This window comes from Rhizobium sp. BK529, assembly GCF_014194105.1.
Classification (GTDB): domain Bacteria; phylum Pseudomonadota; class Alphaproteobacteria; order Rhizobiales; family Rhizobiaceae; genus Rhizobium.
Genome location: NZ_JACIAU010000001.1, coordinates 193530 through 206417 on the forward strand (window position 1 = coordinate 193530; position 12888 = coordinate 206417).

Annotated in this window: 10 protein-coding genes and 1 pseudogene; 1 reads left to right on the forward strand and 10 read right to left on the reverse strand. The window is 60.5% G+C overall.

Annotated features, from left to right (window positions below):
• Window positions 1-47: 47 nt before the first annotated feature.
• The 6 genes from FHX08_RS00935 to FHX08_RS00960 all read right to left on the reverse strand — a co-directional run bounded on the left by FHX08_RS00935 (window position 48) and on the right by FHX08_RS00960 (window position 9056).
• Window positions 48-3368: an efflux RND transporter permease subunit gene (locus FHX08_RS00935; protein ID WP_132653413.1), complete on the reverse strand. Its 3321-nt coding sequence runs from the start codon at window positions 3366-3368 to the stop codon at window positions 48-50.
• 14 nt (window positions 3369-3382) lie between these two features.
• A complete protein-coding gene (locus FHX08_RS00940; RefSeq protein WP_132653414.1) occupies window positions 3383-4615 on the reverse strand; it encodes an efflux RND transporter periplasmic adaptor subunit in 1233 nt (410 codons plus the stop codon).
• Between the two features lie 512 nt (window positions 4616-5127).
• Entirely contained in the window at window positions 5128-6099 is a 972-nt protein-coding gene (locus tag FHX08_RS00945; protein ID WP_132653415.1) for an ABC transporter substrate-binding protein, read from the reverse strand.
• A gap of 54 nt (window positions 6100-6153) precedes the next feature.
• Window positions 6154-7287 (reverse strand): ABC transporter permease, encoded by a 1134-nt coding sequence (locus FHX08_RS00950; RefSeq protein WP_132653416.1) that lies wholly within the window; start codon window positions 7285-7287, stop codon window positions 6154-6156.
• Window positions 7284-8168 (reverse strand): ABC transporter permease, encoded by an 885-nt coding sequence (locus FHX08_RS00955; RefSeq protein ID WP_132653417.1) that lies wholly within the window; start codon window positions 8166-8168, stop codon window positions 7284-7286. The genes FHX08_RS00950 and FHX08_RS00955 overlap by 4 nt, the downstream gene beginning before the upstream one ends.
• 102 nt (window positions 8169-8270) lie before the next feature.
• Complete coding sequence (locus FHX08_RS00960; RefSeq protein WP_184326774.1) at window positions 8271-9056, reverse strand: ABC transporter ATP-binding protein; 786 nt, start codon at window positions 9054-9056, stop codon at window positions 8271-8273.
• A 94-nt stretch (window positions 9057-9150) separates the two neighbouring features.
• Here FHX08_RS00960 and FHX08_RS00965 point away from each other — a divergent pair, with 94 nt between their 5' ends.
• Entirely contained in the window at window positions 9151-9564 is a 414-nt protein-coding gene (locus FHX08_RS00965) for a cupin domain-containing protein (RefSeq protein ID WP_132653419.1), read from the forward strand.
• A gap of 2 nt (window positions 9565-9566) precedes the next feature.
• On the opposite strand, the gene FHX08_RS00970 is transcribed toward FHX08_RS00965, so the two are convergent.
• The 4 genes and pseudogenes from FHX08_RS00970 to FHX08_RS00980 all read right to left on the reverse strand — a co-directional run bounded on the left by FHX08_RS00970 (window position 9567) and on the right by FHX08_RS00980 (window position 12888).
• Window positions 9567-9959, reverse strand: a complete 393-nt coding sequence (locus tag FHX08_RS00970) for a hypothetical protein (protein ID WP_165911883.1) — start codon at window positions 9957-9959, stop codon at window positions 9567-9569.
• Window positions 9960-9964: 5 nt separating this feature from the next.
• Entirely contained in the window at window positions 9965-11419 is a 1455-nt protein-coding gene (gene hydA / locus FHX08_RS00975; protein ID WP_132653421.1) for a dihydropyrimidinase, read from the reverse strand.
• Window positions 11416-11603, reverse strand: a pseudogene (locus FHX08_RS31300) (DUF559 domain-containing protein); the annotation flags it as partial. The pseudogene FHX08_RS31300 and the gene hydA, both read right to left, overlap by 4 nt.
• 31 nt (window positions 11604-11634) lie before the next feature.
• The gene (locus FHX08_RS00980; RefSeq protein ID WP_132654272.1) at window positions 11635-12888 is read right to left on the reverse strand and encodes a Zn-dependent hydrolase; all 1254 of its coding nucleotides are present in this window, start codon (window positions 12886-12888) and stop codon (window positions 11635-11637) included.

The window sequence follows — 12888 nt, forward strand, 5'->3', positions numbered from 1 at the left end:
CAAAAAGGCCGGGTCGATGCCCGGCCTTTTCTCTCGTGGTATTCGGTTTACTCGGCCGCGAAAGGCGGCAGGCGCAGCACGTTAGTTTCGTTGGCAGTCTTGCGCTTGCTTTCCGGCTTCTCGATGGCGTCCAGGCGTTCTTCGAGGGTTTCGATCGTATTCCGGCTGGTCTTGAGTTCGCGTGTCAGTTCCTCGCGCGACATGGCCAGTTCTTCCTCTTCCTTTTTACCAACGAGGCGGCCGAACAGCCAGCCAAGCAGTCGGGACAGGTCGTCCATGATCAGGAAGAAGGAGGGGACGACAACGAGCGAGAGCACCGTCGAGACGATGATGCCGCCGATCACGGCAATCGCCATCGGCGCGCGGAAGGAGCCGCCTTCGCCGACGCCGAGCGCAGACGGCAGCATGCCCGCCGACATGGCGATCGAGGTCATGATGATCGGGCGGGCGCGCTTGCGGCCGGCTTCCACCATGGCATGAACGCGTTCTAGGCCGTGCCGCTTCATTTCGATGGCGAAATCCACCAGCAGGATGGCGTTCTTCGTCACGATGCCCATCAGCATCAGGATACCGATCAGAACCGGCATCGACAGTGCGTTCTGAGTGACGATCAGCGCCGCGGCCACGCCGCCGATGGCAAGCGGTAGCGAGAACAGGATGGTGAAGGGTTGGATCACGTCCTTGAAGAGCAGGATCAGCACGACGAGAACCAGCAGCAGGCCCATCAGCATGGCGTTGCCGAAATTGCCGACCAATTCGGCCTGCACCTTGGCGTCACCGCTTTCGGCCAGATGCACCGTTTTCGGCAGGTTCGTCTCCGAGACAATGCGTTTGAACTCGCCCGACGCTGTATCGAGCGCCGTGCCGAAGGGCACGTCGGAGCCGATGGCGACGACGCGGTTGCGGTTGTTGCGCTTGATCGAGCTGGGGCCTTCCGAATAATCGATGTCGGCGACGCTGTAGAGCGGCACGGAGGCGCCGCTTGAGGTCTTGATCTTCAGCGCCCGAATGGAGGCCAGATCGCGGCGGACATCGAGCGAGGTCTGGACGCGGATCGGAATCCGCCGGTCATCGAGCGAGATCTTGGCAAGGTTTGCGTCGATATCGCCGATCGTGGCAACACGAACCGTCTCCGAAATCTGCTGCGGCGTGATGCCGAGCCGCGATGCCTCGGCCATGCGCGGACGGATCTGCAGTTCCGGTCGTGGCAGGGCGCCTTCCGAAGAGACGTTGGCGAGGATCGGCGAAGCGCGCAGCTTGGATTCAAGCAGGCTCACCGCATCGTTCAGATCCTGTTCGTTGGACGAAAGGAAATTGAAGGTAAGATCCCGTTCTGCGCGGTCGTTGACCTTGGAGATGCGCGCATCCGGGATGGAACGCACCGCGGCGAAGATATCCTTCTCCACATCCCACTGCGGACGCGTGCGGCCGTGCTCTTCCATCTTCGGGACGTACTGACCAACGAAGGGCAATGAACCGAGGCCCTTGTTCACGAGGGTCTTGACCAGCGAATGGTCGATATTGCCAAGGATGACGCGTATGGTGGCGCGACGCAACTCGAGATCGCCCTTCGGCGATGCGCCGCCAAGGACGAAGACGCTCTCGACGCCATCGATGCCGCGGACCGCATCATAGATCTTGTCGGTCGTTGCCGCTGTTTCATCGAGTGTCGCGTTCGGCGGCAGTTCGACTGACAGGACGACGCGCGAAGAGTCGTCCGGCGGCATGAAACTGCCCGGCACCTGGCTCAGAAGCATCATCGAGCCGATCAGGAAGCCGATGGCGGCAAGCAGCGTCGTGTAACGCCAGTACCATTTGCGGGTCGTACCGGTGACGAGGCGGGTATAGCCCTTCATCAGCAGGCCGTCATTATCCTGATGGTCTTCCATCCCGTCTTCGGCGCGCATCAGATAGGCGGCCATCAAAGGCGTGACGAGACGCGCTACCATCAGCGAGAAGAAGACGGAGAAGGCGACGGTTAGGCCGAACTGGATGAAATACTGGCCGGCAATGCCCGGCATGAAGGAAACCGGCACAAAGACGGCGATGATGGTGAAGCTGGTGGCGATAACGGCAAGGCCGATTTCGTCAGCAGCTTCGAGCGCCGCTCGATAGGGCGTTTTGCCCATCTTGATATGACGGGCGATGTTCTCGATCTCGACGATTGCGTCGTCGACCAGAATACCGGTCGCCAGCGTCAGCGCCAGGAAGCTCACGAGGTTCAGCGAGAAGCCCATGAGATCCATGATCCAGAAGGTCGGGATCGCAGACAGCGGTAAAGCGACGGCAGCAATCAGCGTCGCTCGCCAGTTGCGCAGGAAGAGGAACACCACGATAACGGCGAGGATCGAGCCTTCCATCAGCGTGTGGAGGGCTGCCTCATAGTTGCCGTAGGTGAAGTAGACGGAATCGTCGACCATCTGGATGGCGACATTGGGGTTTGCTTTGCGCACCTCGTCGAGGCTCGACGCCACGGTTTCGGCCACCGAGACCTCGCTGGCGCCCTTGGCGCGGAAGACAGCGAAGGTGACCGACGGCGTGCCGTTGAAGCGCGAGAAGGACTTCGGTTCTTCATAGGTGTCGGTGATGGTGCCAAGTTCGGAGAGCTTCACGAAACGACCGTTCGGGAGCGTGATCGAAGTCTCGGTCAGCTGCGCGACGCTGCGGGCGTCGCCGAGCGTGCGGATGGTTTGCTCATTGCCCGCCACCTGGCCACGGCCGGAACCAAGGTCAACGTTGGTACCGCGCAGCTGCTGGTTCACGTCGGCGGCATTGATGCCGTAGGCGTTCAGCTTGTCCTGATTGAGCGAGACGCGGATTTCGCGGTCCGAGCCGCCGTAACGGTCGATACGGCCGATGCCGGGCTGGCCCTGCAGGGCGCGCTTGACCGTGTCATCCACGAACCAGGAGAGTTCTTCGAGCGTCATGTTCGGGGAGGAGACGGCAAAGGTCTGAATCGCCTGGCCCTCGACATCGACCTTCGAAACGATCGGCTCTTCGATGCCAGCCGGCAGGTCGGAGCGGATCTTGTCGATCGCGTCTTTGGTGTCCTGCACGGCTTCGGCCGTCGGCTTCTCGATGCGGAAGACGACGACGGTCTGCGATTGGCCGTCGGTCACGGTCGATTGAATTTCATCGATGCCGCTGATCGAGGCAACGGCATCTTCGACTTCCTTCGTCACCTGCATTTCGAGCTCGGAGGGCGAGGCGCCGCTCTGTGTCACTGTGATGGAGACGACGGGAACGTCGATGTTCGGGAAACGGGTGATCGGCAGTGCGTAAAAGGCTTGGATGCCGACAAAGAGCAGCAACGCGAAGCCGAGCAGCGGCGCAATCGGATTGCGGATCGACCAGGCGGAGAAGTTCATGGAGCTAACCTCAGTCAGTTCGACGCAGCGGATTCTTCCGCCACCGGAGCGATCTTGTCACCGTCACGCACGAAGGCGCCGGCCTTGGCTACGACCACATCACCGTCCTTCAGGCCGCTGGTGATCTCCACAAAGCCGCTATCCTGGATGCCGGTTCCGATATCCACCTGCTTGACCACGTTATTCTCTACCTTGCGGGTGAAGGAGCCATTGCGGCTGGTATTAACGGCAGAAAGCGGCAGGGCGAGGGCATTGGTTTCAGCAATGATAATCTCGGCGCTGCCATACATGCCGGCCCGGGCGCCACTATCATCGTCGATGGCAATGTGAACCGCGCCGAGGCGCGTGGTCTGATCGACGATCGGGGCGACGAGCCGAACCTTGCCTTCGATCTTGGTGTTGCCGCCGGCGACGGTGACGATCGCCTTCTGGCCGACCTTGATCTTCTGGATGTCGGTTTCGGAGAGGTCGGCGACGAGTTCGATCGCGCCGTCCTTGATGACGGTGAACAAGGGATCGCCGTTCCCAGCAGCGATCGCGCCGATCTTGGCATTCTTGGCGGAAACCACACCGGCAACGGGTGTCTTCACATCCGTGCGGGCAAGCTTCAGATCGGCATCGGCGATCTGGCTGTCGACCACCTTGAGATCGGCCTCGGCAACCTGGATTGCCTGTTCGGCGGAGTTGACGCGGGCATTGGCAGCCGTGGCTGCGGCATCGGCCTGTTCGACCGTTGCGGTGGAGACGGTACCCTTCTTGCCCATTTCCTGGGCGCGGGCCTGCTGCTGGCGTGCCTGCTCGGCATTGGCCTGCGCTTCGACGAGTTGGGCGCGGAGCTGGGCAAGGGTCGCTTCACCCTTAGCCTTGGTTGCCATCATCTGGCTCTTCTGCAGCACCAGGGCATCGTCATTCAGGGTTGCAAGCGTGCTGTCGGCAGCAACTTCATCGCCGACATCGACGTTCAGCGCGCGGATGGAGAGGCCATCGACCTGAGGCTGGATATAGACCTCCTCGATCGGCCGGACCGTTCCGGTGCCGATCACCCGATCGACCAGCGGGCGCTCGGTCGCTTTGGTGACGACGATCGCCGGAAGGTTCTGCGGGGCCTGGGCCTGCGGCTGGGAGGCTTTGGGTTCCTGTGCGAATGCAGCCGGGACTGCAAAAGCAGCTGCAAGAAAGGTCGAGGCCGCAAAAGCGGCGACAAGAAAAGTGGAGGCGCGTAGTGATGCGTGCGGCTTGAGTGCCATGCGTCGTGGTCCAATCTCTTGACGGGATCGGCCGGACTCACGCGTCCTCAAACAGGTTCGCGGTCGGGCGAATGCCGTCTTCCAAATCTCAGAGGTATTTACCCGCATCCCGTTTGCCGGAACTCATCGTCCCTATCCAGCAAATTCGGCTAGTACGTGGTATCGATTTGCTCCACATGCAAGCCCGGCAGAAAATAATTCCCCGTGAGACACTATTAATTACCATTGCGGGGCTCATCAATCACCTCAGGGTTATGTGAACATGACGAAGATTGATCGGCCTGAACATCTTAAAGCGTGTCACGGTCATTCGTATCCGTTCTCACGCTTCAAGTTTCTGTTTTACGCATGTCGTTATCGCAATATCGGTGTCCGGTTTTGCGCGACATTCTATAGACGTTTGACGCCTGACAAATGCGACAGTTGCAAGGAGTTTTTTTCATTGGGTGCAAAAAAATAACAACGCGCGGGAAAATCTCCCCCGCGCGTTGTATTTCAGTATCGAGACGCTCTTACTTTGCGGCAGCGTCGGTGATGTCGTGAGTCCAGGCGCCCGACGGCTCCTTGTTGATGATCTTCTGGTCGAGCAGGGCCTTTGCCGTGCGATCGTAGAGCGTTGTGTCGAGCTTGCCGGTGCCGTCGCCAATCAGCTTGGCAACCTCGCCCATCATGCGCTTCTGGTGGTTTTCGTCCTGGCCCCCGGCATCGACAACGATTTCAGCCGCATCGTCCGGATTCTCCACGGCGTATTTCCAGCCCTTCATGGAAGCGCGGACGAACTTGACCATTTTCTCCTTGAAAGCCGGATCCTTCAGCTTGTCTTCCATCGCATAGAGGCCATCCTCCAGGAGGTCGTTGCCCATAGCGGTATAGTTGAAGACAGTGAGGTCTTCCGGCTTGAAGCCTGCATCGATCGCTTGCCAGTATTCGTTATAGGTCATGACCGAAATGCAGTCGGCCTGCTTCTGCAGGAGCGGCTGTACGTCAAAGCTCTGCTTCAGCACGGTGACGCCGTTAGCGCCGCCATCGGTCTTGAGGCCGAGCTTGTTCATCCAGGCGAAGAAGGGATATTCATTGCCGAAGAACCAGACGCCGAGCGTGTGACCCTTGAAGTCGGCTTCGGTCTTAACCGGACCGTCCTTGCGGCAGATCATTTCCATGCCGGACTTCTGGAAGGGCTGGGCGATGTTGACGAGCGGAACGCCCTTTTCGCGGGCAACCAGCGCGCCGCCCATCCAGTCGACGATCACATCGGCGCCGCCGCCGGCAATCACCTGCTCGGGAGCGATGTCAGGGCCGCCCGGCTTGATATCGACGTCAAGGCCTTCCTCTTCGTAATAGCCCTTGTCCTTGGCGACATAATAGCCGGCGAACTGAGACTGGGTGACCCATTTCAGCTGCAGCGTGACTTTGTCGGCGGCCATCGCGTGCGCCGCAGCAAGCGACATAGCGCTCGCCATCATTGCAACCATCAACTTTTTCATTTTCTTTTTTCCCTCTGAAGTTATGCCCAGGCCACTTGCGTGGCCAAGGCGCGCCTAACCACCACGGATAGACGGATGCCAGAAAGTCACCGCCCTTTCGGCAAGGGCGACGACACCATAGAAGATCGAGCCTGCGAGCGCCGCGACGGCGATCTCGGCCCAGACCATGTCGACATTCATGCGGCCGATCTCGGTGGAGATCCGGAAGCCCATGCCGACGATCGGCGTTCCGAAGAATTCCGCAACGATGGCACCAATCAGCGCCAGCGTCGAGTTGATCTTCAGTGCGTTGAAAATGAAGGGCATTGCGGCCGGAAGCCGAAGCTTTAGGAGCGTCTGCCAGTAATTCGATGCATAGGTGCGCATCAGGTCACGCTCCATGTTGCCAGAGGCGGCAAGTCCGGCGACCGTGTTCACCAGCATCGGGAAGAAGGTCATGATGATGACGACGGCAGCTTTCGACTGCCAGTCGAAGCCGAACCACATGACCATGATCGGAGCAACGCCGATCATCGGCAAGGCCGAAACCAGATTGCCGATCGGCAGCAGGCCACGACGCAGGAAGTCGAAGCGGTCCGCGAGGATGGCAAAGATGAAGCCGCTGATGCAGCCGACCGCATAGCCGATCAGCACCGCCTTGAAGATTGTCTGCCTGACATCTTCGCCGAGGATCGGCAGCGAACCTGCGATACGGGCCCAGATCGCGCTCGGTGGCGGCAGCAGCACGAAGGGAATGCCGGCACCACGGGTGATCGCTTCCCAGATGACGAGGATCCAAGCACCGAAGATTGCTGGGATCAAGAGGCGCAGCAGCCATTGGCCCGATGGTGTCTGAGGCTTCAGGTCCGAAAGCTCTGTCACGCAGCGCCAAGCGAGCAGCCAGCAGGCGGCGAGCAGCAGGAAGAAGGAAGTTCCAGCGAAACCTTCATTGCCCGCGAGCGTGCCGAGCAGCAGCCAGGTGGAGCCGTGGGCGCCGATGAAGAGGGCGGCTGCGACTGATATTGTCGACAGAGGCGCGAAGGAGATCAGTGCTGCGGCGCCGGCTAGAAGAGCGATCACAGCGACCGTGCCCGAGGATGGAGGCTGGGTGCCGCCCGCTGCAAAGAGCGGCAGCATGATCATGGCCCCGGCGACGAAGAGGAGGGCGACCAGACCCTGCCAAGACATGACGACCGGTTTCTGTTTCATGCCGGCCTCCTGCCCATGGCGCGGTCGACGATCCTGGCGGCAAGGCCGACGATGGCGACAAGGATCGCCGCAAGCACCGAGCCCGCCACTAGGGCCGCCCAGATATCGATTGTCTGGCTGTAATAGGAGCCGGCAAGCAGCTTCGAGCCAATACCGGCGACAGCACCGGTCGGCAGTTCGCCGACGATTGCGCCGACAAGGCTTGCGGCGATCGCCACCTTCATCGAGGTGAAAAGGAAGGGAATGGAGGCGGGTACGCGCAGTTTCCAGAAGGTTTGGGCGGCCGTGGCATTATAGGTGCGCATCAAGTCGAGATGCATGACCTCCGGCGATCGCAGCCCCTTCACCATGCCGACGGCGACCGGGAAGAAGGAGAGATAGGTCGATATCAGCGCCTTCGGGATCAGACCTGTGATGTTGATCGAGCCGAGAACGACGATGACCATCGGTGCGATTGCCAGGATCGGCACCGTCTGCGAGGCGATGATCCAGGGCATCAGGCTGCGGTCGAGCGCCTTGATATGGACGATGCCGACGGCAATGATGATGCCGAGCAGCGTACCGAGCGCAAAGCCGAGCACGGTCGAGGAGAGGGTGACGCCGGCGTGATAGACGAGGCTGCGGTTGCTCGAGAACTTTCTCAGAAAGGTATTTTCGAACACGTTCTGCGCCACCTGATGCGGCGCCGGTAGCAAGGGCTTCGGCTGGGACAGCGTCTTGCCGATGAATTCCATAGGCGTCGAGGTGACGTTGTTGCGCGTATCCATATCGCGCTGGAAGGGCGCGTTCATGAAGACGGCGGCGACGTACCATATCGCAACCAGCACCAGCAGTATGGTGAGGACGGGAACGATCTTGTCTTTGAGGCTGTCGGGTTTCATGCCGCCTCCCTCCCTGTGTGGAGGATGAGGTTACCCCCCTCTCCGCCCTCGTGGGGGAGATATCCGGCAGGACAGAAGGGGGTAACACCTGAACGCCAAGCCTTACTGCTCATAGCTATGCCCCGCCCTCAGCCCTTCGCGGACGCGATGGGCGATTTCCAGGAACTCCGGAGTCTCGCGAATATCGAGCGGGCGCTCGTTTGGCAGCGTCGAGTCGATCACGTCTGTCACGCGACCGGGGCGAGGCGACATGACGACGATCTTGGTGGAGAGGTAGACGGCTTCGGGAATGGAATGGGTGACGAAGCAGATCGTCTTATTGGTGCGCGCCCAAAGTTTCAGGAGCGCGGCATTGAGGTGATCGCGGACGATTTCGTCGAGCGCGCCGAAAGGTTCGTCCATTAAGAGCAGGTCGGCATCAAAGGCTAGGGCGCGGGCGATCGAGGCGCGCTGCTGCATGCCGCCGGAGAGCTGCCAGGGGAATTTCTTGTTGAAGCCTGAAAGTTCGACGAGATCGAGCGCATCGGCGATACGCTTTTTCTGATCAGGTCTCGAATAGCCCATGATCTCCAGCGGCAGGGCGATGTTCCTCTCGATCGTGCGCCAGGGATAGAGCGCCGGCGCCTGGAAGACATAGCCAAAGGCGCGTGCCTTGCGTGCCTCTTCCGGCGACATGCCATTGATGGCGATATCGCCCGACGTCGTACGCTCGAGATCGGCAATCACGCGCAGGAAAGTCGTCTTTCCGCAGCCGGATGGGCCAATGAAGGAGACGAATTCGCCCTTGCAGATATCGAGAGTAACATCGCTCAGCGCATGCACTGGCCCGTCATTCGTCTGGTAGGTGAGACAGAGATCCTTGGCGGATACGACGGAGGGTGCTTGCATTAATCAACCAGTCTTGTTTTCGCCGCGCGGGCGCAGTTTTCCATGATATTATTGCCGCCGGCCTTTCCGGCAGCATAGTCCTTGGAGGATGAGGATGGACATAAAATCAAAGCCCACCTGCCATATTGTTCGCCCCGACCACACCTATGACGGCAAGCAGGGGCTTAGCTATTTCCAGGGTATTGCCGCCGAGACTGTCGGTGCGAAGGGCATCTGCATGCATCTTCTCACCATTCCGCCTGGTGTGCGGGCCAAGGCGCATCTGCATGAGGCGCATGAGACGGCGATCTACATGCTCTCCGGCGAGGCGCACACCTGGTATGGCGACGAGCTGGAAAACCACGTGATCGTGAGAGCGGGTGAGCTCTTTTACATTCCGGCTGGGGTGCCGCACCTTCCGGCGAACCTCAGCAGCACACCCTGCACGGCGATCATTGCGCGCACCGACCCGAACGAGCAGGAGAGCGTCATCCTGTTGCCCGAGTTGGATGCGCTGGTGCCTGCGTGAAGCTATCGGCATAGCGGCAGCGGCCCCCACTTGATTGCAGCATCCGAGGTGAGGCCGATCGTATAGCCCTTCGGTCCTGAGGTGATCCGAGCGGTATCGTCGGCGCTGTTCTCTTCGCCTTCTGCGTGGCAGGAGACCGTTGCAGTGAAGTTCTTGCCCTCGGTCTTCAGAACCTTCTTGATTTCGCAATAGGAGACGGCGGTCGTGATGCCCTCTGATGTCAGCAGAAAGAAATTGTCCGAGCCCGTGCTTTCGCCGCTCTTGGCGTAGGCGCAGCCATCCTTGTTACCGTAGCTGCCTTTGATCGGCAGCGTGTCGGCCTGAGCCATATTAAAGAGGGCCGCACTGGAGAGCGCGGCCAGGGAGACGATGATCGGAAGCAGATGGCCGCGCATTTGTATCACACCCCGCTTGCCGGGATGCCCGTACGTTCAACCTTCCGGGGGGCGGTGATCTCCTTCCAGGTCGAAAGCGCCTTGCTGACGGCGGTGACCGGCTCGCGCCTGACGAATTCGCCATGGCCTGAGCGGGTCTTGACCGTGTCCTCCTCGATCGCCACGACGCCGCGCGTCAGCGTGTAGCGCGGCAGGCCGGTGACTTCCTTGCCTTCGAAGACGTTGTAGTCGATCGCCGACTGCTGGCTCTTCGACGAAATGGTCTTGGAGCGCTTCGGATCCCAAACAACGATATCGGCATCGGCGCCGACGAGGATCGCGCCCTTCCTGGGGTAGATGTTGAGGATCTTGGCGATGTTGGTGGAGGTGACGGCGACAAATTCGTTCATCGTCAGGCGGCCGGTATTGACGCCATAGGTCCAGAGCATCGGCATGCGGTCTTCCAGACCGCCGGTGCCATTCGGGATCTTGGTGAAGTCGCCGACGCCGAAGCGCTTCTGCGCCGTCGTGAAGGCGCAGTGATCGGTCGCCACCACCTGCAGTGAGCCGGAGGCGAGGCCGGCCCAAAGGCTGTCCTGATGCTGCTTGTTGCGGAAGGGAGGGGACATGACACGGCGGGCGGCGTGATCCCAGTCCTTGTTGAAATATTCGGTCTCATCGAGCGTCAGGTGCTGGATCAGCGGCTCGCCATAGGCGCGGATGCCCTTGCTGCGCGCCCGACGGATCGCTTCATGGGCCTGTTCGCAGGAGGTGTGGACAATGTAGACAGGGCAGCCGGCCATGTCAGCGATCATGATGGCGCGGTTGGTCGCCTCGCCCTCGACTTCGGCCGGGCGCGAATAGGCATGCGCTTCGGGACCATTATTGCCTTCCGAGAGCAGCTTGGCGGACAGCGAGGCGACGACATCGCCGTTTTCCGCATGGACGAGCGGCAGGGCGCCGAGCTCGGCGCAGCGCTGGAAGGAGGCGAACATCTCGTCATCGTTCACCATCAGCGCGCCCTTGTAGGCCATGAAGTGCTTGAAGGTGTTGATGCCCTTATCCTGGACAATCGTCTTCATCTCGTTGAAGACCTGTTCGCCCCACCAGGTAATCGCCATGTGGAAGGAATAGTCACAATTGGCCCGCGTGGACTTGTTGTCCCACATGGTCAGCGCTTCGAGCAGCGACTGGCCCGGAGAGGGTAGAGCGAAATCGACGACCATGGTCGTACCGCCGGCAAGCGCCGCCCGTGTGCCGCTTTCGAAATCGTCGGAGGAATAGGTGCCCATGAAGGGCATTTCGAGATGGGTATGCGGATCGATGCCGCCTGGGATGATGTAACAGCCTGTGGCATCCAGCTCCTCGTTGCCGGAGAGGTTCGGCCCAATCTCGACGATCTTGCCGCCGTCGATCTTCACATCCGCCTTATAGGTGAGGTCGGCCGTGACGATGGTGCCGTTCTTGATGACTGTGGTCATGATCGTTCCCTATTCTTTATCGTTGTTTGGCAGGCGAATAAAAATCCGGCAGTTTGGCGCTGAACTCGAGGCGGCCCTCTATTGCAGCCAGGATTGTTTCGAGGACCGAGCGTGGTTCGCGCAAGATTTCCTGATTCTAGAAGCGTAGGACGGAATAGCCATTGGCGTTGAGCCAAAAGGGTCGGATGAGGGGGCTCCGGGCGCGATAGTAGACATCACACTACAATCTCCGCCGTCTCGACCACCGCATGGAACAGCACATCGGCGCCCGCCGTCGCCCATTCTTTGGAAATCTCTTCCGCCTCGTTGTGGCTGAGCCCACCCACACATGGGCACATCACCATCGTCGCGGGCGCGACCTTGGCGGCCCAGCAGGCGTCGTGGCCGGCGCCGGAGATGATGTTCATGTGGCTGTAGCCAAGGCGTTCGGCGGCGGAGCGGACGGAGGTGACGAGCTTTTCGTCAAAGGTGACAGGCTCGAAATGGCCGATCGCCTCGATGGAACAGCCGACACCCAATGCATCGCAGATCTTTGGCGCTTCGGCCTCAATCTTTGCCCGCATGCGGTCGAGCTTGGCCTTGTCGGGCGAGCGGATATCGACGGTGAAGACGACCTTGCCCGGCAGCACGTTGCGGGAGTTCGGCGAGAAGAAGACTTGACCGACACCGCCGACGGCGCCCGGCTGTTCGCCCATGGCGACGCCCTGGACCATTTCCAGGATACGCGACATGGCAAGGCCGGCATTGACGCGCATGTTCATCGGCGTCGAGCCCGTGTGGGCCTCCTTGCCGGTCAGCGTGAACTCCAGCCACCACAGACCCTGACAGTGGGTGACGACGCCGATCTGCTTGTTCTCGGCTTCGAGAATCGGCCCCTGCTCGATGTGATATTCGAAATAGGCGTGCATCTTGCGCGCGCCGACCTCTTCGTCGCCGACCCAGCCGATGCGCTTCAGCTCGTCGCCGAAGAGATTGCCATCAGGATCTCTACGGTTATAGGCGAAGTCCAGGCTGTGCGCGCCCGCAAAGACCCCTGATGCCAGCATGGCTGGGGCAAAGCGTGCGCCTTCCTCATTGGTCCAGTTGGTGACGACGATGGGATGCTTCGTCCTGATGCCGAGGTCATTCATCGTCCTGACGACTTCGAGGGCGCCGAGCACGCCGAGCACACCATCATACTTGCCGCCGGTTGGCTGGGTGTCGAGATGCGAGCCGACATAGACGGGAAGGGCATCGGGATCGGTACCGGGACGCGTTGCAAACATCGTGCCCATCTTGTCGACGCCGAGAGTCATGCCGGCCTCTTCGCACCATGTCTTGAAAAGGCTGCGGCCTTCAGCGTCCGCATCCGTCAGCGTCTGGCGGTTGTTGCCGCCGGCAATTCCCGGGCCGATCTTCGCCATGTCCATGAGACTGTCCCAGAGACGGTCTCCGTTGACACGCATGTTTTCGCCTGGCGCTGCCACCAT

Excerpts from the sequence above, each read along its gene's own strand:
- FHX08_RS00935 (WP_132653413.1), bottom strand. The coding sequence starts at position 3,368 with ATGAACTTCTCCGCCTGGTCGATCCGCAATCCGATTGCGCCGCTGCTC.
- FHX08_RS00940 (WP_132653414.1), bottom strand. The coding sequence starts at position 4,615 with ATGGCACTCAAGCCGCACGCATCACTACGCGCCTCCACTTTTCTTGTC.
- FHX08_RS00945 (WP_132653415.1), bottom strand. The coding sequence starts at position 6,099 with ATGAAAAAGTTGATGGTTGCAATGATGGCGAGCGCTATGTCGCTTGCT.
- FHX08_RS00950 (WP_132653416.1), bottom strand. The coding sequence starts at position 7,287 with ATGAAACAGAAACCGGTCGTCATGTCTTGGCAGGGTCTGGTCGCCCTC.
- FHX08_RS00955 (WP_132653417.1), bottom strand. The coding sequence starts at position 8,168 with ATGAAACCCGACAGCCTCAAAGACAAGATCGTTCCCGTCCTCACCATA.
- FHX08_RS00960 (WP_184326774.1), bottom strand. The coding sequence starts at position 9,056 with ATGCAAGCACCCTCCGTCGTATCCGCCAAGGATCTCTGTCTCACCTAC.
- FHX08_RS00965 (WP_132653419.1), top strand. The coding sequence starts at position 9,151 with ATGGACATAAAATCAAAGCCCACCTGCCATATTGTTCGCCCCGACCAC.
- FHX08_RS00970 (WP_165911883.1), bottom strand. The coding sequence starts at position 9,959 with ATGCGCGGCCATCTGCTTCCGATCATCGTCTCCCTGGCCGCGCTCTCC.
- hydA (WP_132653421.1), bottom strand. The coding sequence starts at position 11,419 with ATGACCACAGTCATCAAGAACGGCACCATCGTCACGGCCGACCTCACC.
- FHX08_RS00980 (WP_132654272.1), bottom strand. The coding sequence starts at position 12,888 with ATGGTGGCAGCGCCAGGCGAAAACATGCGTGTCAACGGAGACCGTCTC.